Source organism: Alloalcanivorax xenomutans, assembly GCF_032810065.1.
GTDB classification, from domain to species: domain Bacteria; phylum Pseudomonadota; class Gammaproteobacteria; order Pseudomonadales; family Alcanivoracaceae; genus Alloalcanivorax; species Alloalcanivorax xenomutans.
This window is the reverse complement of sequence record NZ_CP136538.1, coordinates 3,319,554-3,343,576: the sequence shown is the minus strand read 5'-3', so window position 1 is coordinate 3,343,576 and position 24,023 is coordinate 3,319,554. Positions and strand designations below refer to the sequence as shown.

The 24,023-nt window shown below is 63.6% G+C and carries 24 protein-coding genes; 18 read left to right on the top strand and 6 right to left on the bottom strand.

The window, feature by feature from the left end; genetic code table 11:
• The first annotated feature begins 1 nt into the window (after position 1).
• Positions 2-2,290 carry a multiheme c-type cytochrome gene (locus RYH70_RS15335; RefSeq protein WP_317009368.1) on the top strand — a complete coding sequence of 763 codons (2,289 nt, stop codon included), beginning with the start codon at positions 2-4 and terminating at the stop codon, positions 2,288-2,290.
• Positions 2,283-4,469 (top strand): sulfatase-like hydrolase/transferase, encoded by a 2,187-nt coding sequence (locus RYH70_RS15330; protein WP_082823740.1) that lies wholly within the window; start codon positions 2,283-2,285, stop codon positions 4,467-4,469. The genes RYH70_RS15335 and RYH70_RS15330 overlap by 8 nt, the downstream gene beginning before the upstream one ends.
• Positions 4,470-4,589: 120 nt before the next feature.
• Here the strand turns inward: RYH70_RS15330 and RYH70_RS15325 are convergent, their stop codons facing one another.
• Positions 4,590-4,997, bottom strand: coding sequence for a DUF1090 domain-containing protein (locus RYH70_RS15325; protein WP_317009367.1), 408 nt, complete (start codon positions 4,995-4,997; stop codon positions 4,590-4,592).
• A gap of 57 nt (positions 4,998-5,054) precedes the next feature.
• Here RYH70_RS15325 and rrtA point away from each other — a divergent pair, with 57 nt between their 5' ends.
• The 5 genes from rrtA to rimI all read left to right on the top strand — a co-directional run bounded on the left by rrtA (position 5,055) and on the right by rimI (position 10,173).
• On the top strand, positions 5,055-5,654 hold the full coding sequence (rrtA, locus tag RYH70_RS15320) for a rhombosortase (RefSeq protein ID WP_063139927.1): 600 nt from the start codon (positions 5,055-5,057) through the stop codon (positions 5,652-5,654).
• Positions 5,620-7,335 (top strand): DUF3592 domain-containing protein, encoded by a 1,716-nt coding sequence (locus RYH70_RS15315; RefSeq protein WP_317009366.1) that lies wholly within the window; start codon positions 5,620-5,622, stop codon positions 7,333-7,335. The genes rrtA and RYH70_RS15315 overlap by 35 nt, the downstream gene beginning before the upstream one ends.
• A 61-nt stretch (positions 7,336-7,396) precedes the next feature.
• Positions 7,397-8,944: a 2-isopropylmalate synthase gene (locus RYH70_RS15310; protein ID WP_097058640.1), complete on the top strand. Its 1,548-nt coding sequence runs from the start codon at positions 7,397-7,399 to the stop codon at positions 8,942-8,944.
• Between the two features lie 34 nt (positions 8,945-8,978).
• Positions 8,979-9,722, top strand: coding sequence for a hypothetical protein (locus tag RYH70_RS15305; protein ID WP_284456041.1), 744 nt, complete (start codon positions 8,979-8,981; stop codon positions 9,720-9,722).
• On the top strand, positions 9,715-10,173 hold the full coding sequence (gene rimI, locus RYH70_RS15300) for a ribosomal protein S18-alanine N-acetyltransferase (RefSeq protein ID WP_022993689.1): 459 nt from the start codon (positions 9,715-9,717) through the stop codon (positions 10,171-10,173). The genes RYH70_RS15305 and rimI overlap by 8 nt, the downstream gene beginning before the upstream one ends.
• A gap of 197 nt (positions 10,174-10,370) precedes the next feature.
• Here the strand turns inward: rimI and RYH70_RS15295 are convergent, their stop codons facing one another.
• The 5 genes from RYH70_RS15295 to flgA all read right to left on the bottom strand — a co-directional run bounded on the left by RYH70_RS15295 (position 10,371) and on the right by flgA (position 13,705).
• Entirely contained in the window at positions 10,371-10,820 is a 450-nt protein-coding gene (locus RYH70_RS15295; protein ID WP_097058628.1) for a hypothetical protein, read from the bottom strand.
• A gap of 81 nt (positions 10,821-10,901) precedes the next feature.
• On the bottom strand, positions 10,902-12,137 hold the full coding sequence (locus tag RYH70_RS15290; RefSeq protein ID WP_317010174.1) for an EAL and HDOD domain-containing protein: 1,236 nt from the start codon (positions 12,135-12,137) through the stop codon (positions 10,902-10,904).
• Between the two features lie 55 nt (positions 12,138-12,192).
• Positions 12,193-12,642, bottom strand: coding sequence for a flagella synthesis protein FlgN (locus RYH70_RS15285; RefSeq protein WP_317009365.1), 450 nt, complete (start codon positions 12,640-12,642; stop codon positions 12,193-12,195).
• Positions 12,639-12,923, bottom strand: coding sequence for a flagellar biosynthesis anti-sigma factor FlgM (gene flgM / locus RYH70_RS15280; protein ID WP_022995675.1), 285 nt, complete (start codon positions 12,921-12,923; stop codon positions 12,639-12,641). The genes RYH70_RS15285 and flgM overlap by 4 nt, the downstream gene beginning before the upstream one ends.
• A gap of 119 nt (positions 12,924-13,042) precedes the next feature.
• Positions 13,043-13,705: a flagellar basal body P-ring formation chaperone FlgA gene (gene flgA / locus RYH70_RS15275; protein WP_317009364.1), complete on the bottom strand. Its 663-nt coding sequence runs from the start codon at positions 13,703-13,705 to the stop codon at positions 13,043-13,045.
• A gap of 150 nt (positions 13,706-13,855) precedes the next feature.
• Here flgA and flgB point away from each other — a divergent pair, with 150 nt between their 5' ends.
• The 11 genes from flgB (at position 13,856) to flgL (ending at position 23,870) form a co-directional block, all read left to right on the top strand.
• Complete coding sequence (gene flgB / locus RYH70_RS15270; protein ID WP_022995673.1) at positions 13,856-14,263, top strand: flagellar basal body rod protein FlgB; 408 nt, start codon at positions 13,856-13,858, stop codon at positions 14,261-14,263.
• 13 nt (positions 14,264-14,276) lie between these two features.
• Entirely contained in the window at positions 14,277-14,675 is a 399-nt protein-coding gene (gene flgC, locus RYH70_RS15265; protein ID WP_317009363.1) for a flagellar basal body rod protein FlgC, read from the top strand.
• Positions 14,675-15,358, top strand: coding sequence for a flagellar hook assembly protein FlgD (gene flgD / locus RYH70_RS15260; RefSeq protein ID WP_097058623.1), 684 nt, complete (start codon positions 14,675-14,677; stop codon positions 15,356-15,358). Before flgC ends, flgD begins: the two co-directional genes overlap by 1 nt.
• 14 nt (positions 15,359-15,372) lie before the next feature.
• Positions 15,373-16,554 (top strand): flagellar hook protein FlgE, encoded by a 1,182-nt coding sequence (gene flgE / locus RYH70_RS15255; protein WP_317009362.1) that lies wholly within the window; start codon positions 15,373-15,375, stop codon positions 16,552-16,554.
• 17 nt (positions 16,555-16,571) lie between these two features.
• Complete coding sequence (locus RYH70_RS15250) at positions 16,572-17,315, top strand: flagellar basal body rod protein FlgF (RefSeq protein ID WP_317009361.1); 744 nt, start codon at positions 16,572-16,574, stop codon at positions 17,313-17,315.
• A gap of 53 nt (positions 17,316-17,368) precedes the next feature.
• On the top strand, positions 17,369-18,151 hold the full coding sequence (gene flgG / locus RYH70_RS15245; protein ID WP_022995668.1) for a flagellar basal-body rod protein FlgG: 783 nt from the start codon (positions 17,369-17,371) through the stop codon (positions 18,149-18,151).
• On the top strand, positions 18,120-18,812 hold the full coding sequence (locus RYH70_RS15240) for a flagellar basal body L-ring protein FlgH (RefSeq protein ID WP_022995667.1): 693 nt from the start codon (positions 18,120-18,122) through the stop codon (positions 18,810-18,812). Before flgG ends, RYH70_RS15240 begins: the two co-directional genes overlap by 32 nt.
• Positions 18,813-18,826: 14 nt before the next feature.
• Complete coding sequence (locus RYH70_RS15235) at positions 18,827-19,963, top strand: flagellar basal body P-ring protein FlgI (RefSeq protein WP_284456034.1); 1,137 nt, start codon at positions 18,827-18,829, stop codon at positions 19,961-19,963.
• The gene (gene flgJ / locus RYH70_RS15230; protein ID WP_316308750.1) at positions 19,963-20,862 is read left to right on the top strand and encodes a flagellar assembly peptidoglycan hydrolase FlgJ; all 900 of its coding nucleotides are present in this window, start codon (positions 19,963-19,965) and stop codon (positions 20,860-20,862) included. Before RYH70_RS15235 ends, flgJ begins: the two co-directional genes overlap by 1 nt.
• Before the next feature lie 174 nt (positions 20,863-21,036).
• The gene (flgK, locus tag RYH70_RS15225; RefSeq protein ID WP_022995664.1) at positions 21,037-22,656 is read left to right on the top strand and encodes a flagellar hook-associated protein FlgK; all 1,620 of its coding nucleotides are present in this window, start codon (positions 21,037-21,039) and stop codon (positions 22,654-22,656) included.
• Between the two features lie 20 nt (positions 22,657-22,676).
• On the top strand, positions 22,677-23,870 hold the full coding sequence (flgL, locus tag RYH70_RS15220; RefSeq protein WP_317009360.1) for a flagellar hook-associated protein FlgL: 1,194 nt from the start codon (positions 22,677-22,679) through the stop codon (positions 23,868-23,870).
• Positions 23,871-24,023: the final 153 nt, after the last annotated feature.

Here is a 24,023-nt window from a genome sequence, read left to right as displayed (position 1 = left end):
CATGCGTATCGGTATCGCGGTGGCCCTGGTGGTGGCGCTGGCCGGTGTGCTGGTGGCGGTGTTCCAGGCGCCCTGGCGTGGCGACGGCGCCGACCCGGTCGCGGCGCACTGGGTCGATGAGGCGCAATGCGGGCAGTGCCATCAGGCCCAGGTGCGCGATTGGCACGGTTCGCATCATCATCGGGCGATGACGGAGCCCACCGATCAAACCGTGCGCGGCGCTTTCGACGGCACCGGTTTCGTTGGCGAGACCCAGAGCAGCGTTTTTTTCCGCAAAGACGGCGAGTTCTGGATTCGCACCCGGGAGCGGGACGGCGAGCCGGAAGAACACAAGGTGGCCTATACCTTCGGCTGGGAACCGCTGCAGCAATACCTGCTGGAAACGGAGGGCGGGCGGCTGCAGGCGTATGGCGTGGCCTGGGATACGCAAACGCGGTCCTGGTTCCATCTCTATGACCGGCCGGAGGTGGACGAACGGCACCCGCTGCATTGGCGCCAGCCCGCCCAGAACGCCAACTTCATCTGCATCGAGTGCCACACCAGCGGTTTTCAACGGGGCTACGATGCCGCCGGGGATCGCTTCGACAGCCATTGGCGGGCCCTGGGCGTGGGCTGCCAGAGCTGTCACGGGCCCGCCTCGCGACATCTGCAGTGGACCCGGGCGCCGGCGGAAGCGGTGCCCGGCCACGGTTTCGAGGTGCCCCTCACCGACGCCGCCCGCGCCTCCGAGGTGGACACCTGCGCGCGCTGCCACAGCCGGCGCGCGCCGCTGGGCGACGGTGCCCGGCCCGGCGCCGCCCTGCGCGACGATTACCGGGTGACCGGGCTGAGCGCGGATCTGTACGAGGTGGACGGCACCATTCGGGACGAAGTGTTCGAGTACGGCGCCTTCGTGCAAAGCCGTATGCACGCCGCCGGGGTGGTCTGCTCGGATTGCCACAACGCCCACAGCGGCGCCCTGCGCGCCCCCGGCAACGCGGTCTGCACACAGTGCCACAACGGCACCGGCGAGCCGGTGCGCCCGGCGATTCGTGGCGATGGCCTGCGCGCCGGCGACTACGACAGCCCGGCGCACCATCACCACGCCGCCGGCTCGCCGGGGGCGCAATGCCAGGCCTGCCACATGCCCGGCAAGGTCTATATGGGCAATGACCTTCGCCATGATCACGGCTTCACCTCGCCGGACCCGGCCCAGGCGCGGGCGCTGGGCCACGACGATGCCTGCCTGCAATGCCACGCCGGCGAGCCCGAGCCGCCGCTGATCGACGCCTTCCGCCGCTGGTACCCGGAACATCAACCGCGAGACGGCGGCTACGCGCGGGCGCTGTTCAAGGCCCGTGGCGGCGAAGCGGGCGCCGCCCGCGCCCTGTTCGAACAACTGGCGCGGCGGGATCTGCCGGCGGTGCGGCGTGCCGCCTTGCTGTCTGAATTGCCGGCCTATCCCTCCGCGCGGGCCCGGCAGGCGGTGCTTGACGGCCTGGCCGACGACGCCGCGGCGGTGCGCGAAGCGGCGGTGCCGCTGGTGCCGGCCCTGTTGCCCCCCGGCGAGGTGGTGGCGGCCTTGCAGCCGCTGCTGACCGACCCGGTGCGCGCGGTCCGGCTGGCGGCGGCCTGGCAATGGCTGCAGGCCAGCGGCGGCTCGCGGCACGCGCCGCCGCCGGCCTGGCAAGAGGAATACGAAGCGGTGCAGCAAGGCCTGCTGGAGCGCGCCGACGCCCACTTCAATCTCGCCAACCTGTACCTGCTCACCGGTCGCCAGGACCGGGTCGAAGCGGCGCTGCGCGAGGCGCTGCGCCGTGACCCGGCGTTCTTCCCGGCCACCGTGCTGCTGGCGCAATGGCTTGAGCAATACAAGGGCGAGGCCGACCGGGCGCGCGCCCTGCTGCGCGAGCAGATCGCCCGCTATCCGGACGAGGCCAGCCTGCGTCATGCGCTGGGTCTGTCGCGGGTGCGCCACCGCGAGCACGGCGCGGCGTTGGCAGCGTTCCAGGCGGCCCACCGTCTGGCGCCGGACAACGGCGATTACGCCTATGTGCTGGCCATCGCCCTGCACGACGGCGGTCAGCCGAGGCGGGCCCGGCAGGTGCTGCGCCAGCAGTTGCGCGCTCACCCGGCCGACCGGTCGCTGCGCCTGGCCCTGTTGAACCTGCTGGGCGACCGGCCCGATGAGAGGCGCGTCTTGCTGGCCGAACTCAGAGAACAGAATCCCTGGGATCCGGTATTTAGCCGCCAGAGCGGCACCGGAGCCCACCATGACAAAAACGGAGAACAAGGAGGGGGTTATGAATAGGTTAAGTCACCTGTTGATACTGGGCGGTATCGCCTTGACGATGCCAGGCTGCTGGCTGGATTCCGACTCGGACACGGCGGCCGGCGATGACACGCCACAGCGGCCGAACATCCTGTTCGTGATCATGGACGACGTGGGCATCGATCAGATGCCATCGATGGGTTATGGCGGCGTCCATCCGCCGAGCATGCCCAGCATCGACGCCATCGCCGCCGAAGGGGTGCGCTTCCGCAACACCTGGTCGATGCCGGAATGCTCGCCGGGCCGCGCCGCCCTGCTGGCCGGCAGCTATCCGACGCGCACCCACATCAATCAGGCGATCGGCCCCAACGATCTGGCCAACTCGCAACTCAGCCCCTACGCCACCACCATCCCGAAACTGCTGAAACAGGCCGGCTACCAAAGCGCCATGTTCGGGAAATTCCATCTGGCCGGACCGGAACACAACGTGGCCGGCAACGGCACGCCCGGGGAACTGGGCTGGGATTATTTCCATGGCTGGACCGGCGGGCTGCCCGGTTCCATCGACACCACCGCCGGTGGCGTGGCCCCGGAGGGCACCTATTCCTGCGGCTTCGTGCCCAGCCGTATCGAGGACCCGCTGCACGGCGCCGCCTTCGGTGCCTGTTACGTCCAGAGCAGCGAGGGCACCTCCTGTTCGCACTTGACCAGTGTGGAGCACGGCGACTCCGCCGGTCTGCAATGCCTGACCCGCGGCGGCATCCTGGTGCCGGCCCAGGAGTGTCAGGCGAGCGCGCCGGCGGCGCTGGATTTCGAGCGTGAGAACGCCCACTACGTGTCCCCCCTGGTGATCAACAGCGAGGCGGGGGTGGAAGAGGCGGCGCTCACCGACCCCCGTGGCCGGGGTTATCGCTCCACCCTCGAGGTGGATGCCGCCCGTGACTGGATCAACACCCGCGAGGCGGGCACCCCCTGGATGGCGACGGTGAGTTTCAGCGCCGCGCACACCCCCTTGCAGGTGCCACCGGGGAACCTGTTGCCCTCGGACGCCACCGCCGCCCTGCGCACCGACTGCGGCATGGGTATGGATAATCTGGCCAATCAACGGCTGCTCACCGACGCTCTGATCGAAGCGATGGACGTGGAACTGGGCCGGCTGCTGGTGGAAACCGGCATCGCCGAACGCGGCGAGGACGGCACCCTGGTGTATCGGCCGGACAGCGACACGGTGGTGGTGATCGTCGGCGACAACGGTTCCCTGGGCACCACGGTGAAACCGCCCTTCGACGTCACCCGGGCCAAGGGCACCGCCTATCAGACCGGCGTCTGGGTGCCGTTGATCATCGCCGGCCCGATGGTGGCGATGCCGGACCGCGACGTCGGCAGCATGGTCAATGCCGCCGACGTGTTCCATCTGTTCGGTGAGATCGCCGGGCTGGATGTGGCCGGGCTGATTCCCAACGGGCACGACGGGGTGTCGATGCTGCCTTACCTGCTGGATCCGGCCCAGCCCGGTCTGCGCCAATACAACTTCACCGAAGGGGGCTTGAACCTGCAGGCTGGCGGCGGCCGGAACGGCCCCTGCGTGATCGCCAGCACCTGCTCGCACACGCCGGTCAACAAGGCGGTGTGCGAGGACAACGGCGGCGTCTGGTGGGGCGTCGGCGCCGATGCGGCGGAGGTGGTGCGGGGCGATCTGACGCAATGCTGGCAGGTCAATCAGGCGATCTACCAGGACGACCCGGCGCACTACGACAGCAACCGGCGGGATATGGGCTGGACCGTCTACCAGGCGGTGCGTGACGAAGAGTACAAACTGGTGCGCAACCATGCGCTGGATTACGACATCGACAGCGATGGCCCCATCGACGTGTTTTCCGAGGAGTTCTACCGCGTCGACCAGCAGGCGCCGACGCCCAGTCTGGACAGCGAGGGCAATGATCTGCTGGCTGGCGGCGATCCGGCATCGCTCGGTAGCGAAGAGCGTGCCCGCTACACCGCCCTGAGTGAGCAACTCGACGCGATCCTGGCGTCACGCAGCGAGTGCCCCGGTGACGGCAACCAGGACGGCCGGGTCGACGAAACCGACCTGGCCAATCTCGATGCCCTGGTGGACGGCGGCTGGAGCGGTTCCAGCGTTTACGATTTCAACCTGGATGGGGTCACCGACGCCGTCGACCGGGCTATTATCTCCGACCATTTCGGGCCGTGCCCTTGAGCCTGCCCGGAGGCGTTCCGATGCTGAACGCCGTTGCGGCTCCCCTTCGGCTGACCGGCAAGTACGGAAGGCCGGCAAGGGGAGGAGAGCGGTTGGATTGTCATTGGGGCCGGAATGCATTCAGCGTCCGGCATCCAGCCGCTCCAGCTCCGATTGGTGATCAAGTAATTCCTGCCGTGCCTCGCTGAGCTTTTTCCTTCGCTTTTTGATATCGTCCTTGTCCCCTTCCCGGATGGCGGCGTCCAGGTCGGCCTGACGTTCGGCTACTTCCCGTTGCTTTTCGCTGACTTCGGCCCGGGCATCGTCGATCAGGCCCTGATCGGTGCAGTCGTCCCGCAGCGCGTCCAGAGCCCGCTGCAGTCCCCGGGCCTTGTGATCGTGGCCGTGAGCGCGCGCCTCCGCCTGCTGACGTTCCACTTCGGCGATCTTCTTCCCGCACAGAGGCTGGTCGGCGAAAACGGGGGCCGCCAGAGCGGTGTGCAGGACAACCAGGGTAGCGGGCAAGGTGAGAAGAGATGATTTTGGCATGGGGCAAATCCGTTTGAGTGAGCCTGTAGGGTAAAGGCAACGACACGAGAGGGCCAGATGGTCGTTCGGGACCGGAAACTGTGGCGCCATGTGGCGGTCTTCGCGCTCATGGTGTTGGCGCTGGGCGTGGCCCACCAATGGGTCAATCCCTGGTTGCGATACGATCGCGCGGCGCTGGCGGCGGGCCAGGGGTGGCGGTTGTGGAGCGCCCACGTCAGTCATCTGAATCTGTGGCATACGGTGATGAATCTCGCCGGTCTCGCTCTGATCGTCCATTTCTTCCGTGATGTGCTGGACCGCTACCGGTTCTGGGGATGGCTGCTGTTTTGCGGACTGTTTTCCAGCGTCGCGCTGTACCTTCTCGACCCGGGGCTGGACTGGTACGTGGGGCTGTCCGGGTTACTGCATGCTTTGCTGGTGTTCTGCCTGTTACTCGGCTGGCGCGGCCACCCGTGGTTGCATTCGCTGGTGCTGGCGGTGGTGGCCGGCCGTTTGCTGGTGGAACAATGGCCCGGCTATGACGTGGACTATCTGCGCGGCTGGATTGGCGGCAGTGTTTACGTGAACGCCCATCTGTATGGGGCGATCAGTGGTGTTTTCTTGATGATGGGAGTGACAGGGTTTGAACGAAGCCGTATCGGACACAAGGAAAGGTAGCAAAGGGCCGGGTTGCCTGCTGAACGGTTTTGCCGCCGCCTTTCTTCTGGCGGGCCTGGCCGCCATGTACTTCATCGCATTGAAGCCATTGTTTCATTACTGGCAGACCGACAGCTGGGAGCGGGTGCCGGCCCAGGTGTTGGACAGCCGTCTGAATCGCAGCACTTCGGACGGTTCCACCACTTACAGCGTCAGTGCGCGCTACCAATACCAGTATCAGGGACGCACCTACACCAGCGAATCGGTGTCTCTGTACGGCGGCAGTGATAACTTCGATGATTTCTGGCAGCGCCTGGCGCGCCGCCTGGAGCAGGCCCGGCTGGCGCAACAGCCGGTGCTGGCCTGGGTGAATCCGGATCAGCCGGAAAAGGCTTATCTGGAACGCGGCCTGCGCAGCGGGTCGCTGGTATTTGGCTTCGCCTTTGGCGGTGTGTTCGCCCTGGTGGGCGGTGGCTTGCTGTTCTTCTTCAATCGCAGAGCCAAAGCCTCGGGGAACCCCGAGGGCGGCGGCGAACCGATCTACAGCAGCAACCAGAAATCCGGACATGGATTTCTTATCGTGTTCGGCCTGATTTTCGTTCTGCTGCCGGCGCCGGGTTACCAGAGCGCTATTGAGGGCGCGGCGCGGGGCGATTACGCCATGTTGTTTATCTTCCTGTTCCCCCTGGTCGGGCTCCTGGTGATGGCCGGAGGCTTGGTCGGCCGCCGCCGTTACAAGTTCTTCGGGCCGACGCCGCTGACCCTGGATCCGGATCCGGGCCAGGCCGGCGGGCAGGTGGGCGGTGAGGTCCTGATCAGCCGGGCGGTGCCGCATTCGGCCAGATTCACCGTTTCCCTCTCCTGCGTGCACCAGGAGACTCGCGGCAGCGGCGATGACCGCCGCACGGATACCACGGTGCTGTGGCAGAGCGATCAGGGTGGCTATGTGGAGTCCGGCATGCGCGACAGCCGCGTTCAGTTCTGCTTCGATGTGCCGGGGGATTTGCCGCCCACCTATCAGCGTGGCCGGCAATCGGTGTACTGGCAGGTTTCCATGAAAGGCGAACTGGACGGCCGTGAGTTGCATCGTGATTGGTCCATTCCCGTGATACAGGGCGACGTTGGCAGCCGCTTTACTCTGCCGGAGTCTCATGTGGAGGAGGATCGCCGCCAGCGCGAGGAAGCGGCGCTAGCGTCGGCCAGGGAGCAGATTGTGGTCAAGCGCACCGGCCAGGGGCTGACGGTGACCAGCCGGGCCGGCCGCAATCTGGGCCTGAAACTGGGCCTGCTGCTGTTTGGTGGTATCTTCGCCGCGGTGGGCACTTTCCTGCTGGTGCTGGCCCTCGATGAAGGCGGCATGCTGTACCTGATGGCCGGCGCTTTTGGCGGCTACGGTCTGGTCGCTTTGGCTCTGTATATGCTTGGGCGCAGCCTCCAGGTGGTGATTCGTGGCGATGAAGTGCGCAGCCGCCGGCGCTGGCTGGGGATTCCGCTGCGGCAGCGCCGCATGAGACTACGCAACGCCGATCAGCTGGTGCTCGACAGCGCGGTCAGATCCACCACCAATGGCCGGGTACAGGAATACATGAATCTCTACGCCCAGGACGAGAGCGGGCGGGTGCGGGTGGCCGAGGGCATCGCCGGGCAGCAGGCCGGGGAGCAGCTTCGCGAGGAACTGTTGCGGGAACTGCACTTGGTTTGATACCCCCGGTCCGGGCTGATTTGCTAGAATCGACGAACCCCATACTTGGCGAGATACGATGATGAACAAAGAACGCCTGATCATATTCGATACCACCTTGCGTGACGGCGAGCAAAGCCCCGGCGCCACCATGGACCAGGACGAAAAACTGCGTATCGCCAAGGCGCTGGAACGGATGCGGGTGGATGTCATCGAAGCCGGTTTCGCCATTGCCAGCCAGGGGGATTTCGAGGCGGTGAAGGCGATTGCCGATACCGTGCGCGAATCCACCATCTGTTCCCTGGCGCGGGCCAAGGCCGAGGACATCGACCGCGCCGCGGAAGCGCTGGCCGGGGCCGAGTCGGGCCGTATCCATACCTTTCTCGCCACCAGCCCCATCCATATGGAGCATAAGCTGCGGATGACTCCGGACCAGGTGGTGGAGAACGCGGTGGCGGCGGTCAAGCACGCCCGTAACCGCATCGACGATGTGGAGTTTTCCTGCGAGGATGCCGGCCGCTCCGAACTGGACTTCCTGTGCCGCATCGTCGAGGCGGCCATCGATGCCGGTGCCCGCACCATCAATATCCCCGACACCGTGGGCTACAACATTCCCGAACAGTTCGCCCACACCATCCGCTCCCTGCTGGAGCGGGTGCCGAACGCCGACAAGGCGGTGTTCTCGGTGCATTGTCATAACGACCTGGGTCTGGCGGTGGCCAACTCCCTGGCGGCGGTGCAGGCCGGCGCCCGTCAGGTGGAGTGCACCATCAACGGATTGGGCGAGCGGGCCGGTAACGCCTCCCTCGAGGAGATCGTGATGGCGGTGCGCACCCGTCAGGATCTGTTTCCGGTGGACACCGGCATCAACACCCGCGAGATCGTGCCGGCGTCGAAGCTGGTCTCCACCATCACCGGCTTCCCGGTGCAGCCGAACAAGGCCATCGTCGGCGCCAACGCCTTTGCCCATGAGTCCGGCATTCACCAGGATGGTGTGCTGAAGCATCGCGAGACTTACGAAATCATGTCCGCCGAGGACGTGGGCTGGCACACCAACCGCATGGTGCTTGGCAAGCACTCGGGCCGTGCCGCCTTCCGCGCCCGTCTGGAGGAACTGGGGATCCCGTTGGGCTCCGATGCATCACTGAACATAGCCTTCCAGCGCTTCAAGGATCTGGCCGACAAGAAACACGAGGTATTCGATGAGGACCTGCAGGCGCTGGTCAGTGATACCCGGCAGGCGGCGGAACAGGAACGCTATCAACTGGTGGTGCTGGAGGTGACCTCCTGCACCGGAGAGACGCCGAAGGCGCGTATCGTCATCAACGTGGACGGTGAGGAGCGGGAGGCCACCGCTGCCGGCGCCGGACCGGTGGACGCCACCTTCAAGGCCATCGAATCCCTGGTTCAGAGCAACTGTTCCATGTCGTTGTATTCAGTGAACGCCATCACCTCCGGCACCGACAGTCAGGGCGAGGTGACCGTGCGATTGGAGAAAGGCGGGCGCATCGTCAACGGCCACGGCGCCGACACCGATATCATCAGTGCTTCGGCGAAGGCGTATCTGAATGCCTTGAATCACTTCGCCTCCGGACTGCAGCGGGCGCATCCGCAAGCGGCGGACGTATGACCGGGGCCGACATCGGACTGGCGCGGGGCACCCTATGAATGAACCGCAGCGGCAAAGTTACCTGAAGGCCCTGGGGCTGACGCCCTGGGTGGCGCGGGTAGCATTGCCCGGCGCGGCGCCTTCTCCGGAGCTGGCGCCGCCCGAGCCGCCACCGGCCCCGGAGGCCGCGCCGGCGAGCACCGAAGCACCGCGGGTGGTGGAAACGAAGACGCCGGAGCCGCCGCCTTCGTTGTCCGATGAATTGGAACGGACGCCACCGCCGGCGCCGCGACCTCCTTCAACGGAACCCGCCGCGCCGGCCCGGGCTGCTCCACGGCCTGTTGCCGCCGATCAGACGGTGGTCTTTACGCTCGAGGCGCACCTGGCCGGGGAAACCTGGCTGTTGTTTCAACAAAGCGATGCCAAGGCGCCCGGGTTGGGCCGCCACGACGGTGCCCTGGCGGCATCACTGCTGGCGGTGTTCGCCGCCGCCCCGTCCCGCCCACGCCGGTTCTATTGTCCGCTGACCGACGATCAACCGATGGACCGGGATGCCGCTTCCCAGGCGTTGACGGCGTTCGTTGCCGGTCTGGCGCGGCTGGATGGCGGACAGCGCGCCCTGTTTTGCCTGGACGAGACACTGGCGAAGCAGGTGCTCGGCACGGAACGCTATCAAGGGTTCAAGCTCGGTGAAATGGGTGCCCTGGTGGTGAGCAGTCTGGATGAGATGCTCTCGGAACCGGCGCGGCACAAAAAACGCAGCTGGCAGGCAATGGTGGAATCGGGTTTCCATGGCTGAGATTACCGATCACGTGCGTCTGCGCACCATGACCAGCGCGGATCTGGAGCGGGTGTTGGCGGTGGAGCAGGCCTGTCAGTTGACGCCTTGGTCGATGGCCAATTTCCGCAGCTGTCTTTCCAGTGGCTATCGCTGCAAGGTGGCGACCCACGAAGGGGAAATCACCGGTTTCATGGTGTTATCCGCGGTACTGGATGAAGCCCATCTGCTCAATATCGCGGTGGCGCCGGCCTGGCAACGGCGCGGTATTGCTCGCTGGATGCTGGAGCAGGCCATCGCCCGGGCTGTCGATGAGGACATGTCGGTGATGTATCTGGAGGTGCGCGCCGGCAATCGAGGGGCCCGCAAGCTCTACAAACAGCTCGGCTTCGAAATATGCGGCCGCCGGCCCGGCTACTACCGCGCCGAGGAGGGCCACGAGGACGCGGTGCTGATGACCTTGATGTTGTGATGCGTGCAACACGCTGGTCGCTGCCAACAGCTTCCCGCAGAGAGAACTACGAAGCCGCTGTAGGAGCTTGCCCTGCAAGCGAATGGACTCTTCTGCCAAAATCTTCGCTTGCGGGGCAAGCTCCTACAGCGGCCTTGTAGCGACCTCGGACAGGCTTGGGGGCGCGCTGGCGGGCTACGATGGTGCCAGCGGCGGAATCATCGCTGATCCGGCTTCGCTCCCAAAGCGCTTTTCATTTGCCAGCCCTGATCGCCTTTACTGAATACCAGCCGCCGTTCCCGGTTGAAGGTGTCGCCTTCCTCGAATGGGCCGAACTCCACCCGCACCGCGGCCAGCGCCATGGTCATGGCGAAGCGGTCCATCGGCTCGCGTTCGTCATCGCCGCGGACTTCACCAGCGTAGTCGGCCAGACCCTTGCGGGCGCGTAACCGGTAATTCACTTCCACGCTGTAATCCCCCTGGCTGTCCTCCACCGCGCTGAGCTGTTCCACGTCTTCCACTTCCAGCAATTCATCGAGATGCGCTTGTGCCAGTTCCGCGTTCAGCGCATCGCGGATCACGTTGTCGCCCGGGCCGCTGTCGCAGGCGGTGAGCAGGGCGGCCAGGATCAGCAGGCACAATAGGGGCAGGGAACGTGGCAGAGTCATGACATTATCCTTATTGGCGAAAGGCCCATGCTAGCAAGGCGGCGGCGCGGAGCCCATTGACCGCGCCGCCGTGATCGGCTGTCACAAGCTGCCGAGGGCCTGTTGAACCTGCCGGGCCCAGGCCACGCTGTGGCGGTAGGCCACTTCATAGAACGAGGTGTCGTTGAGCCAGGTGAGCCGGTCGAAGCGGCCGTTTTCGTAGTGTTCCACTTCGTTGAGCAGATCCCCGAGTTTCCCTTCGCGGGCTACCAGAGCGCGTTTCACCTCCTGGCTCAGGGGGACCTGATCCATCAATTCCGGCATGGCGATGTCGGTGATGACATCCAGTTGTGACAGCAGGCCGACAATAAAATGGTTCACCGGGACCTCTTCTCCGGAGAGCTCCGCCAACACTTCGCACATGCGTCCGCGCACCAGCATATTGCGGACCAGATGCGCGGGCTTGTTCTGGCTGCCGTGCACCAGCAGCAGGTTGGCCCAGCGCCGCATCTCGTCCATGCCCAGCAAGGCGATGGCCTGGGACAACGAGCTCACCTCGCGGCGCAAACCCAGGGCGGCGGAGTTGACCACGCGCAGAATACGCCAGGTCAGATGGGCGTCCTGGATGGCAATGGCCTCCAGCGATGATGGCGTTGACTCCGGGTTGTGCAGTTCGGCGAGCAGACGCAGTAGCAACAACTGATTGCCGGCGATCTTGCGGCCTTTTACCGGTACCGCCGTGGACAGGAAATCGCCCTGGTAATAGCTGAAGCCCAATTCCAGGCAAACACGGAAACGGCGGCGGTCATCGAGATGATCGGCGAGCAGATCGGCGCCATGGGGCCGGAGCTTTTCCACCGTGGCGCGCAGCGTGTCGTCGTCGAAGCGGCGAACGTCCAGTTTGATGATATGGACCAGATCCAGCAGCGCCGGATCCACGCTGTCGGCCGGACCAAAGCCGTCCAATGCCAGCCGATAACCCTGGCCGGCCCAGCGCCGGGCTTGTTCCAGCAACACGTCCGGCGTGGCCAAACCGTGGTCGAGGTCGAGGATATACTGCTTCTTGGGCAGATGGGGTAACGACCGGGCCAGCAGCACTTCCGGGGTCACGCGCAGGAACGTCGGCACGGTTCGGGTGCGGCCGTCCTGATAAACCTGGGAATAGGTGCCCAGAATCACGGGATGGCTGGATTCGATGTCGGACAGCGTGACGCTGTCGCCGCCGCCTTGCAGCAGCAGTTGAAAAGCGGCCAGATCCTGATTTTTGCTGTACACCGGCCGACAGGCCAGCATGACGTCCAGTGCGTCGTCATCGACGACCGCCTGTTTGAGAGTCATTGCCACGTTGTCATTCCTGCTCACGGATACGGAAGAAGTGGAAACGAGACCTTTATCAAGCGGATGAGGACAGCCGTCCGCCGCGTGGGCCGGGTTGGCCATCGGGACCGTATAACGGAGTGCCGGCCTTTTCCCGCAGGGCGTTGAGCAACCGCAGATTGTTGGCCGCGCGCAGTTCGACCAACTCGCCGTTGACCCGATTGTCCGTGGCCACGGCCCGGGCACGGGTCTGGATTGACCGCCACAACGGCAGGCAGCCCGCTTCGCGGGCCGCCTGCTCGTCGCCTTGGGGGGTGTCGTCGTAGCCGAGCCGCTGCAGGGCTTCCCGGCGCCGGCCTTCGAAAGTGTCCAGCGTTTCCAGCAGAGCGGCTTTGCGTTGCGCCACGGCGCCCAGCTCCGGACCGTCAATGCTGCCTTGAACCAGCAAGCCTCGCTCCTCGGACAGCAAGTGCCCCAGTGAGACCAGGTGATCGTGTTGACGCCGCAGGTGGGTGTTCAGGCTCATGAAGGATCGGACCGTGTTTCCAGCTCTTCCCGAACCCGCTCGATCAAGCCGTCGGCGATGCGGTCGGCCCGGATTTCCAGGCGGCCTTCACTGATGGCCTGGCGGATTTCCGCCACCCGGGCGGTGTCGATGTCGCCGTCGCTGCGGTCCCGATGCAAATGGGTTACCGCCGCCGGGCTGGTCTGCGCGGACTCGCTGGCGGAACGCTCGACGCTGCGCTCGGCGGCTTTCTCCGGCACCGGGCGGTTGGCGCTGACTGGGTGCGGATGATCAATTTTCACAGCTGTCTCTCCATTGCATTCGCGGAGGCGTAAAGGCTAGGAACAGGCTCTCGGACCCCGTTCAAGGTCTCCTCTCACGCTTCATCGGCCAAAAAGCCGGGCGCTTGAGTCCGGGAACGTCAAAATGTGACCCGGGTCCGGTTTGGTCCGCTGACCACCACGGTCAGCACCTTCTGGTCCGGCAACCGCACCCGGATCCGTTCACCCAGTGCGCCGTCCTCCAGGGCATGGGCCGCGCGTTCGATACGAAAGCCGGTCCCTGTTGCCTCCACCTTCACTGGCTGGCGCCGCCGTACCAGCGGCCGGGCGCGTAAAACGCTGTCCCGCAGCACGGTGCCGGCGTTCAGCGGACGGGTCAGCTCCTTGCCGACAAGTTCATCCAGGCGGGTAGCCGCCCGGCGTGGCAGGGCGCTCAGGTCCCCTTCCCGCATCCGCAGATCGTCCTTTTCCAGAAGGGTGCCGGCTTCCAGATTGTCCGCCGCCACCCAGTAGCGTCCCCGGGCACTGACCCGCGCCTGCAGGTAACGGACCTGGCCATCACAGCGCACGCCCACGGTCACCGGCCCGAGCAGGGGGCGCTGATGGCCAGGCAGAAATGGCGTGGCGTCGTCACAGGATGGCAGCGGCGCGCTCGGCGATTGCAGCGTCACCTTGATGCGATCCCCCAGCCCGGCGGCTTCCTGTAACAGAAAGGTCCTGACCCGTTGCTCCATCCCGGTGGCCGCCGCCAGCGCGGGCATCACCAGCAACAAGGCGCTGATTGTCCGTGGCCATGCCTTCATGTTTTGTCATCTCTGATTCGGCCCTTGCCCATAGTGTACGAAACCCCGCCGATGGCGAATAAACGAAATGGCCATCAAATGCATGGTTGTTTGTCCGTTTGCAGACTTGGGGCCCGTTTTAGTCTGGCTATATCCAAAAGGAGTTTAGCCATGATCGATAAACTGGCCGGTGCCCTGAACTTCTACCAGCAGGCACTGCAACTTCGTCACGAACGTCAGGGGGTATTGGCGGGCAACATCGCCAACGCCGATACGCCGCATTTCAAAGCGCGTGACTTCAACTTCTCCGACGAGCTGGCGCGGGCCGTGGCGGGAGAGGAGCAGGGGCGGGCTTTGCATTTGACCACCACGTCCGAGCGGCACTTTCCATCACGGATTGCCACCGAGGAGGTGGACCTGCTGTACCGGGTGCCGGATCAACCGAGCCTGGACGGCAACACCGTGAACATGGATGTGGAACGGGTGCAGTTCGCCGATAACTCGGTCCGTTACCAGGCCGCGCTCACCATGATCAACAGTCGCATTCAGGGCCTCAAGGGCGCCATGCAATCGGAATAAAAAGGAAACCGTCATGTTTTCCATCTTTGAAATTTCCGGCTCGGCGATGGTGGCCCAGGCCCAGCGCATGAATGTCACCGCCAGCAATCTGGCCAATGCCGATAGCGTCGCCGGCCCGGGCGGCGAAGCCTATCGGGCACGCCAGGTGATCTTCGAAAGCCGCCAAAACGGGGAAGGCACTGCCGGCGTGGCGGTGCGGGAAGTGGTGGAGGACCCGGCGCCCCTGCGTCGCGAGTACCGCCCCCATCATCCGCTGGCGGATGAGCAGGGTTACGTGACCATGCCCAACGTGGAACCGGTTCACGAGATGGTCAATATGATCGCCGCCTCCCGTTCCTATGAAGCCAATGTGGAAGTCCTCAACACCAGCAAGCAGATGATGCTGAAAACCCTGACCGTGGGAGAAAGCTGATGGCGGCCGCCACCCAGAACATTAGTAGCTCCGTGCTGAATAGTATGAACGGCACTTCCGGCACCAACGGCCGGGGCGCCGCCGGTGAATTGCAGGACAGCTTCATGACCCTGCTGGTGACGCAGTTGAAGAATCAGGATCCGATGAATCCGATGGAAAACGCGGAGATGACCTCGCAGCTGGCGCAGATCAATACCGTCAGTGGCATCCAGGAACTCAATGCCCGGCTCGGAGAAATCAACGATCAGATCGACGCCGGCAAGGCGCTGCAGGCCACCGCCCTGATCGGCCGGGGGGTGCTGGTTGCCGGCGACCGGGTGCTGGTGGGTGAAGAAGGCGCCACCACGCCGTTTGGCGTGGAGCTGGATAAAGCGGCCGACAATGTGGTGGTCACCATCACCGATGGTTCCGGCCAAGTGGTGCGCCGCTTTGAGCTGGGCGCCCTGGACGCCGGTGTCGAATCCTTTGTCTGGGATGGCAAGCTGGAAGACGAAACCCTGGCGCCGGAAGGCGCTTATAAGGTGGCCGTGACCGCCACCAGCGGTGATGCGTCGATGGATGTCACTACCTTGAATTATGCCCTGGTCAACGGGGTGAAGATGGGAACCGATGGTCAGCCGCGTCTGGATCTTGGCGGCATTTCCGATCCGGTGACGCTGGACGAAGTCCGGCAGATTCTCTGAACAGGAGCTGAAAGATGGGTTTTTCTCAGGCATTGAGTGGCCTTAACGCGGCCGCCAGTCAATTGGACGTGGTTGGCAACAATATCGCCAACTCGCAGACCGTGGGGTTCAAGGGCTCCTCGGTGCAGTTCGCTGATGTCTACACTGGTGCCAAGGTGGGGCAGGGCGTGCGTGTCTCGGGCGTGTTGCAGGATTTCTCCAACGGCACTCTGGAAAGCACCGGCCGCAATCTGGATCTGGGTATCAACGGCGCCGGCTTTTTCCGCTTCCTGCAGGGCGAGCAGATCGTCTATTCCCGTAATGGCCAGTTGACTCTGACCAAGGAAGGCTACCTGGAAAATGCCCAGGGAGCCCGGCTTACCGGCTTCCCCGCCGGGGTGGGCACCGGCGGCCAGCCCCAGGTGTTGCAGGTGCCGGCCGGCGGCATGAGCGCCAGTGCCACCACCGGGGTGGACGCCACCTTCAATCTGGACGCGGAGAGCGACATCATCACCGACGCCTTTGATCCGGCGGATGACGATACCTACTCCTACGCCAACACCGCCACGGTGTATGACTCCCTCGGCGTACAGCACACCATGACGTTGTATTTTGTCAAAACCGGTGAGAATGAATGGGCGGTTCACAGTGCCGTGGACGGCACCGTGGATGCGGCCAACACCGGTGAGTTGCGCTTTAACAGCAATGGCACCCTGGACGAAGCCAACAGTACTTTTCCGGATTATTCCTTTGCCATGAACAACGGTGCCGATGACGTGACGTTCGGCATCAACTTCGATGGCACCACGCAGTTCGGTCAGGAATTCGACCTGGGTTCGCTGGACCAGAACGGTTACACCGCTGGCAGTCTGGTGGGGGTCACCGTGGATGATGACGGTAACATCATCGGTAATTACGCCAATGAGCAGTCCCAGGTGCTTGGCACTCTGGCGCTGGCCAACTTCCGCAACCCTGAAGGTTTGCAACCGGCCGGTGATAACGCCTGGGTGGAGACCGGCACTTCCGGGCAGCCTCTACTTGGCCTGGCCGGCACCGGTATGTTCGGCAACGTGGAGTCCCAGGCACTGGAAGTGTCCAACGTGGACCTGACTTCCGAACTGGTGGATCTGATCATCGCCCAGCGTAACTATCAGGCCAACACCCAAACCATCAAGGTGCAGGACGAGGTTTTGCAGAACGCGGTAAACCTGCGTTAATCGCCGAGGCTTGAGACATGGATCGCATCCTCTATACCGCCATGGTGGCGGCCAAGCAAAGTCAGGATCAGCAGGCGGTGGTCAGTAACAACCTGGCCAACGCCACCACCTCCGGCTTCCGCGAGCAGATTCACGCTTTGCGGGCGGTGCCGGTGCGGGGTGACGGTGCGTTGCCGACACGGGTGTCGATGATGGCGACCACGCCGGGCACCGATTTCAGTATCGGCCCGATCAACGCCACCGGTCGTGATCTGGATGTTGCCCTGCGGGAGGGCAACTGGCTGGCGGTGCAGGGCGCCGACGGCGCCGAGGCTTATACCCGGCGCGGCGATCTGCAGGTCAACGGCGAAGGCTTGCTGACCAGCGGCGGGCGGCCGGTGATCGGTGATGGCGGCCCGATCGTGGTGCCGCTCGGCGCCAGCCTGTCGATTGGCGCCGATGGTACCGTCAGCGCCATCGGCGCCGGGGAACAGCCGGACGCCATCGCCGAGGTTGGGCGTCTGAAACTGGTTAACGATACCGCCGGGAACCTGGAGCGGGGCGATGATGGCTTGTTCCGCGCCGGGGACGGGGACGGCGTGCTGCCGCGCGATGAGCTGGGACGCCTGCAATCCGGTGCTCTGGAAGGCAGTAACGTCAGCACCATGGAAGCCATGGTGTCGATGATCAACACCGCCCGCCGCTACGAAATGCAGCTCCAGGTGATTGAGCATACCGATCAGAACGCGCAGCGCGCCAACGCTCTGCTGTCGATGAACTGAGGCCGGCCCGCGAGCGCCGCCCGATAACGAGATAACCGAAAGAGGACATCATCATGATTCGCTCTTTGTGGACCGCCAAGACCGGTCTCGAATCGCAGCAGGTGAAGATGGACGTGATCGCCAACAATCTGGCCAACGTCAGCACCAACGGTTTCAAGAAAACCCGCGCTGTGTTCGAGGATCTGTTGTATCAGAACCTGCGCCAGCCCGGAGGGCAGAACGATGTGCAGAACCGCCTGCCCTCTGGCCTGCAGATCGGTACCGGGGTACGGCCGGTGGCCACCGAGCGTCTGCATGCCCAGGGGGGGTTGGAACAGACCGGCAACTCGCGGGATCTGGCGATCAACGGCAAGGGGTTTTTCCAGGTGCTGATGCCGGATGGCACCATCGCCTATACCCGTGATGGCAGTTTCCAGCTGGATGAGAATGGCCAGATGGTGACCTCCAGTGGCTATCCGCTGGAGCCGGCGATTCTGATTCCCGACAACGCGCTCAGCGTCACCATCGGTCAGGACGGTATTGTCTCCATCACCGAGCCCGGTTCCACCGATGCCCGGGAAGTGGGGCAGTTGACCCTTTCCACCTTCGTCAATGCCGCGGGCCTGGAAAGTATCGGCGAGAATCTCTATCTGGAGACCGCCGCTTCCGGTATGCGCACCGAAAGCATGCCGGGCATGAATGGCGCCGGCCGGATTTACCAGTCCTATGTGGAAACCTCCAACGTCAATGTGGTGGAGGAAATGGTCAACATGATCCAGACCCAGCGGGCCTATGAGATCAACAGCAAGGCAGTGCAAACCTCCGATGAAATGCTTGCCCGGCTCACTCAGCTCTGATCCGCGCCTGTGGGGGCTGGCCCTGGGCCTGATTCTGTTGGCGGGCTGCGCGCAGCTGCCACGCCCTTCCGTGGTGGGTGAACAGGAGCGGGTGGAGATTGCCCAGCCGCCGGCGCCGCGGGCCAACGGATCCATTTTTCAGGCCAGGCGTGGCTATCACCCCTTGTTCGAGGACAATCGGCCGCGCATGGCCGGTGACGTGCTGACTATCGTGTTCGACGAAGAAGTCAGCGCCAGCAAGGTTTCCAGCAGTAACGCCAATCGTACCGGCAACAGCACGTTCACGCCGCAGGTGCTGCCCAAGGGGCTGGAGGACCTGGCCGACTATGGCTTCGACCTGACCGGTGAAAACACCTTCGAAGCGGGCGGCGGTTCCCGCGCCAACAACAGTTTCACCGGCACCCTCACCGTTACCGTTTTGGAGGTACTGAGCAACGGTAATCTGCGCGTGCGGGGGGAAAAACAGATCGCCATCAACCAGGGAACGGAATTCATCCGTTTCGCCGGCGTGGTGGATCCCCAGGTGATTCGCGGCGACAACTCGGTACTGTCCACCCGGGTCGCCGACGCGCGCATCGAATATGTCGGCGACGGCTACATCAATGAAGCTCAGCACATGGGGTGGCTGCAGCGGTTCTTCCTGAATATCTCCCCGTTCTGATGACGGCGCCAACCATGAAACTGTTTGCCTTACCTAGTTCCCGATCGCACCGCCCCAAATGGTTGGCGGCATGGTTATTCCTGCTGTTGTCATGGCCACTGTCCGCCGGCGCGGAAACTCTGCGGGAACTGGCCAGCTTTGCCGGCGTGCGTGACAACACCCTGGTGGGATACGGCCTGGTGGTGGGTCTGGATGGCAGCGGCGACCAGACCATGCAGACACCGTTCACCACCCAGGGGCTGACCAACATGTTTTCGCAACTGGGTATCACCGTGCCCGCGGGGACCAACATGCAGTTGCGTAATGTGGCGGCGGTGATGGTGACCGCCGATCTGCCGCCCTTTGCCCGCCCCGGGCAACGCATCGACGTGGTGGTGTCCTCGGTGGGTAATGCGCGCAGTCTGCGGGGAGGCACTTTGTTGATGACGCCCTTGAAAGGCGTGGATGGGCAAACCTATGCCCTCGCCCAGGGCAATCTGCTGGTCGGCGGCGTCGGTGCCGAGGCCGGTGGCAGCAGCGCCCAGATCAATCAGCAGGCCGGTGGTCGTATCAGCGGCGGTGCCATGGTGGAACGGGAGGTGCCGTTGCAACTCGGCGGCGACAACGGCGTGCTGGAATTGCAGTTCCATGACGCCGATTTCGATACCACCTGGCGGGCGGTGCAGGCGATCAATGAGGAATTCGGCTCGCCGGTGGCCAGTGCCGTCAACGGTGGGGTGATTCGTCTGGTCGGACCCCGCGACGATAATCGCCGTGTGGCGTTCATGGCACGGGTGGAGCGCATTCAACTGAATCCCTCGGACGCTCCCGCCAAGGTGGTGATCAACGCCCGTACCGGCTCGGTGGTATTGAACGGACGCGTTACTCTGCGTCCGGCGGCGGTGGCCCACGGCAATCTCTCGGTCACCATCGATACCCGTTTTGGTGTCAGCCAGCCCGCTCCCTTCGGTGAAGGCGAAACCGTGGTGGTGCCGGACAGTGATATCCGTATCGAACAGGAAAGCGGCGCGCTGCAAGTGGTGGAAGGCGCCGATCTGATGGAAGTGGTGGACGCGCTGAATGCGCTGGGCGCCACGCCCCAGGATCTGATGTCGATTCTGCAAGCGCTGAAATCAGCCGGTGCGCTGCGCGCGGAGCTGGAGATTCTGTAATGGCGATTGGCGCAAGCGACAACCAGTTCGCCCTTGATTTGCAAGGGTTGCAACGGCTCAAGCAAAAAGCCGCGCTGGACCCGGAGAAACAACTGGCGCATGCGGCGCAACAGTTCGAGGCATTGTTTCTCCAACAGATGGTCAAGAGCATGCGTGACGCCATCCCGCGTTCGGATTTGCTCGACAGTAATCAGTCGCGCTTCTATCAGTCGCTGGCGGATCAACAACTGGCACAGCATGTGGCGGGTCGCGGCGTCGGTCTGGCCGAGCAACTGATCAGTCAGCTGTCGCCGCAAACCGGTGGTGGTACCGACCTGGCCGCCGCTTTTGGCGCCCCGCCACGTACCTTGGGGGCGGGGCAGGCACTGCCGGTGACCACGCCGGACACCGTTGCCGGAGCGGTGGCGCGGCAGGAAGGCTGGAGCAAGGAGGTGTTCCTGCAGCGGCTCTCCGGGCCCGCCCAAGAGGCCAGTGAACGTAGCGGTCTGCCTCGGGAACTGCTGCTGGCACAGGCGGCGCTGGAAACCGGTTGGGGGCGCTATCGCATCAATACCGCCGATGGCGCCGACAGCCATAACCTGTTTGGTATCAAGGCTGGATCGGGGTGGCGCGGCAACACTACCGACATTGTTACGCACGAGTACGTGGACGGTGAGCGAGTGCGTCAGGTGGGCCGGTTCCGGGTCTACGATTCGTACGCCGATGCCTTCGCCGATCATGGCCGTTTGTTGAGTGAGAATCCGCGTTACGCCTCGGTAATGTCGGCGCCGGACGCACACAGCGCCGCCCGCGCCCTGCAAGCGTCCGGTTATGCCACCGACCCGGCCTACGCGGAGAAGTTGATTGCGGTCATGGAAGGGCTGAACAGCATGACGGTGGCCAGCACGACGATGAAATAACATCGCGGTTCTTGAACCACTGGCATTCCAAATACTCAGGTACGCTGGGGATATGGATTCATGGGTTGCTACAACGACGCTGTGGGAGCTTAAGCACAAATAAAGCCGCCGCCGGGACTCAAGTACCGCCGGCTGCCGCCGATAACCTGACTAGATAACGCAGGGATACCGTCGATGAGCTTGTTTTCCATTGGCCTGAGTGGTCTGAACGCGGCCCAGAATGCGCTGTACGCCACCAGCAACAACATCAGTAATGTCTACACGCCCGGCTATAACCGGGAGTTGGTTTTGCTGGGCGAGCGTGGTGTTGGTAATGGCGTCCAGGTGAATGACATTCAGCGCCAGTTCGACCAGTACGTGGCCGGGCAACTGAACCAGTCCACCAGCAACGCCAGCGCCTTGCAGGCCTACGAGACCCAGGTCAGCCAGATCGACAACTTGCTGGCGGACCAGGAAGCCGGTCTGGCCCCGCTGATCCAGAACTTTTTCTCCTCCCTGGAAGATCTGGCCGGAGCGCCTTCCGATCCTTCTTCCCGGCAGGGCGTGATCGGCAGTGCCGATACGCTGTCCGCCCAGTTCCGCTCGTTCCAACAGTATCTGGACGATATGCAGAACGGCATCAACGGACAGATCAGTGACGAAATCACCCAAATCAACAACACCGCCGAACAGATCGCCAATCTGAACCGGGAGATCGCCCTGGCCAAAGCCAAGCAGGGTGAAGCGCCGAACGCCTTGCTGAATCAACGGGACCAGCTGGTGGCGGAACTGAGTGAACGTATCGACGTAAAACTGTCGGTACAGGAAAGCGGCACCTACAACCTTAGCATCGGCAACGGCCAGCCGTTGGTGGCCGGAACCCGCAGTTTTGAACTGGAAGCGGTGGAATCGAAAACCGATCCCTCCCGCTTGGTGGTGGGCTACCACGATTCCGCCGGCAATCTGGTGGAGTTGAAGAGCAAGAATATCCAGGGCGGTTCACTGGGTGGCTTGCTGAACTTCCGCGAAGAGACGCTGGATAAAACCCAGAACGAGCTGGGCCGGCTGGCGGTGTCCCTGGCCCAGGCCTTCAATGAACAGCATCGTGACGGCGTGGATCTGAACGGCGACGCCGGCGGTGATCTTTTCGCCATCGGCTCCCCAAGGCTGTACAGCCATGCCGATAATACCGGCACGGCCACGCTGTCGGTTGCCTTTGGCGATGCCGAGGGGCTTACCACCAGTGACTACACGGTGACGGTGGTCGATCCGGCCACCGGCGAGTTCGCCATTACCCGCAACGACAATGGCGAAACCGTCAATGCCACCCTGGATGCCAATAATCAGCTCAGCTTTGGCGGTGTCGTCGTCACCATCGACGATCCGGCACAACTGGCCGCCAATGATCGCTTCGAAGTTCAGCCCACCCGGTACGCCGCCGGCGGTATGGAAATGTTGATTCGCGATACCGCCGAGATCGCCGCCGGTAGTGCCGCGGGCAGCGGCAACAACGAAAACGCGCTGGCGCTGCAGGAATTGCAGAACCAGTCTCTGGTCAGCGGCAACGCCACGTTCAGTCAGGCTTATGCCTCGCTGGTGGGGGACGTGGGTAATCGCACCAACATCGTCAAGGTGAATCTGGCGGCACAGCAGGGGCTGCAAGAGCAGCTCAGCGCCGTGCAGCAATCGGTATCCGGTGTGGACCTCAACGAGGAGGCCGCCAACCTGATTCGTTTCCAGCAGTATTTCCAGGCCAACGCCAAGGTGATCGAAGTGGGCAGTACCGTGCTCGATTCAATCCTGGGCCTGCGCTAACCGGTTGAGGAGCCATCGTTATGCGTATCAGTACGGTGACCATGTTCGAACAAAGCATGACTTCCATGAATCGTCAGCAGGCCGACTTCATGAAAGTCAGTCAGCAAATCGCTTCCGGACGCCGCGTGGTCAATCCCTCCGATGATCCCCAGGCCGCTTCCCAGGCTGTGCGCGTGGCGCAATCTCTGGCGCTTACCGAGCAGTATGGCGACGCGCGGGTCAGTGCCCGCAATGCGCTGTCCCAGGAAGAGAGTGTGCTGAACAGCGTTAGCGATTCAATCACTCAGGCCAAGACGCTGATCCTGCAGGCGGTGAACGGCACGCTCAGCGATGCCGATCGCGACTCCGCCGCCAGTGAGCTGCGCGGGATCTATGAAACGCTGCTGGGCCAGGCCAACGCCACCGATGGTAACGGCCGTTATCTGTTCGGCGGCTACCAGGACGACAGTCCGCCGTTCGTCAAAAACGGGGGCGGCGTGGATTATGTGGGGGATACCCAGGTACGACAGCAGCGCATTGATGCCTCCCGTTTGATGCCGGTATCCGATAACGGTGAGGACATCTTCCAGAGTGTGCATACCAGTGCCGGTTATCTGGCTCGCGCCGACGGCGGCAACAGCGGGTCCCTGACGTTCACCGGGCCGGACGTGGTCGACGTCGACGATCCGGACTTCGGCGGCGCCTTTACCATCGAGTTCGCCGACGACGGAACCGACATCACCTACACCGTCAACGGCGGCGCGCCACAACCCTACCAGGAAGGCGAACCGATCCGCTTTGGTGGTCTTTCCATGACGCTGGAAGGCACGCCGGCGGACGGTGACAGTATCGCGGTGGATAAAGCCGCCGACATGGATCCGGATTTGTTCGCTACCTTTGAGCGAGCTCTGGCGGTGCTGGAGAATCCGGCCTCCACCGACGCGGAGAAAGCCGCGCGTACCAATACCCTGAATAACGCGTTGCGAGAACTGGATAACGGCCTGGACAATGTCCTCACCGTGCGAGCCTCGGTCGGCGCCCGCCTCAACGAACTGGACGTGGTGGATACGGTGGCGGAGAACCGCGCCCTCAACTACGAGCAGACCATGTCCGATCTGGTTGATCTGGATTATGTGGAGGCGATTTCCGAGTACGTGCTTCGCCAGGTCGGTCTGCAGGCCGCTCAACAGAGTTTCATGGGCATCAAGGGGATGTCCCTGTTCGACCGGATGTAGCAGGCGGGCCAGTTTCCCATGGCGCGATCCGCGGCGCCGCTGTGGGAGCCTGCCTGCAGGCGAAAGGGCTGTCTTCCGGGACTGTCCTGATATTCGCCTGCAGGCAGGCTCCCACCGAGGCTTCGTAGTTACCTCTGAATTGATCTCTCCAAA

Coding starts and splice junctions, on each gene's coding strand:
- RYH70_RS15335 (WP_317009368.1), top strand. CDS start 2: ATGCGTATCGGTATCGCGGTGGCCCTGGTGGTGGCGCTGGCCGGTGTG.
- RYH70_RS15330 (WP_082823740.1), top strand. CDS start 2,283: ATGAATAGGTTAAGTCACCTGTTGATACTGGGCGGTATCGCCTTGACG.
- RYH70_RS15325 (WP_317009367.1), bottom strand. CDS start 4,997: ATGCCAAAATCATCTCTTCTCACCTTGCCCGCTACCCTGGTTGTCCTG.
- rrtA (WP_063139927.1), top strand. CDS start 5,055: ATGGTCGTTCGGGACCGGAAACTGTGGCGCCATGTGGCGGTCTTCGCG.
- RYH70_RS15310 (WP_097058640.1), top strand. CDS start 7,397: ATGAACAAAGAACGCCTGATCATATTCGATACCACCTTGCGTGACGGC.
- RYH70_RS15305 (WP_284456041.1), top strand. CDS start 8,979: ATGAATGAACCGCAGCGGCAAAGTTACCTGAAGGCCCTGGGGCTGACG.
- rimI (WP_022993689.1), top strand. CDS start 9,715: ATGGCTGAGATTACCGATCACGTGCGTCTGCGCACCATGACCAGCGCG.
- RYH70_RS15295 (WP_097058628.1), bottom strand. CDS start 10,820: ATGACTCTGCCACGTTCCCTGCCCCTATTGTGCCTGCTGATCCTGGCC.
- RYH70_RS15290 (WP_317010174.1), bottom strand. CDS start 12,137: ATGACTCTCAAACAGGCGGTCGTCGATGACGACGCACTGGACGTCATG.
- RYH70_RS15285 (WP_317009365.1), bottom strand. CDS start 12,642: ATGAGCCTGAACACCCACCTGCGGCGTCAACACGATCACCTGGTCTCA.
- flgA (WP_317009364.1), bottom strand. CDS start 13,705: ATGAAGGCATGGCCACGGACAATCAGCGCCTTGTTGCTGGTGATGCCC.
- flgB (WP_022995673.1), top strand. CDS start 13,856: ATGATCGATAAACTGGCCGGTGCCCTGAACTTCTACCAGCAGGCACTG.
- flgC (WP_317009363.1), top strand. CDS start 14,277: ATGTTTTCCATCTTTGAAATTTCCGGCTCGGCGATGGTGGCCCAGGCC.
- flgD (WP_097058623.1), top strand. CDS start 14,675: ATGGCGGCCGCCACCCAGAACATTAGTAGCTCCGTGCTGAATAGTATG.
- flgE (WP_317009362.1), top strand. CDS start 15,373: ATGGGTTTTTCTCAGGCATTGAGTGGCCTTAACGCGGCCGCCAGTCAA.
- RYH70_RS15250 (WP_317009361.1), top strand. CDS start 16,572: ATGGATCGCATCCTCTATACCGCCATGGTGGCGGCCAAGCAAAGTCAG.
- flgG (WP_022995668.1), top strand. CDS start 17,369: ATGATTCGCTCTTTGTGGACCGCCAAGACCGGTCTCGAATCGCAGCAG.
- RYH70_RS15240 (WP_022995667.1), top strand. CDS start 18,120: ATGAAATGCTTGCCCGGCTCACTCAGCTCTGATCCGCGCCTGTGGGGG.
- RYH70_RS15235 (WP_284456034.1), top strand. CDS start 18,827: ATGAAACTGTTTGCCTTACCTAGTTCCCGATCGCACCGCCCCAAATGG.
- flgJ (WP_316308750.1), top strand. CDS start 19,963: ATGGCGATTGGCGCAAGCGACAACCAGTTCGCCCTTGATTTGCAAGGG.
- flgK (WP_022995664.1), top strand. CDS start 21,037: ATGAGCTTGTTTTCCATTGGCCTGAGTGGTCTGAACGCGGCCCAGAAT.
- flgL (WP_317009360.1), top strand. CDS start 22,677: ATGCGTATCAGTACGGTGACCATGTTCGAACAAAGCATGACTTCCATG.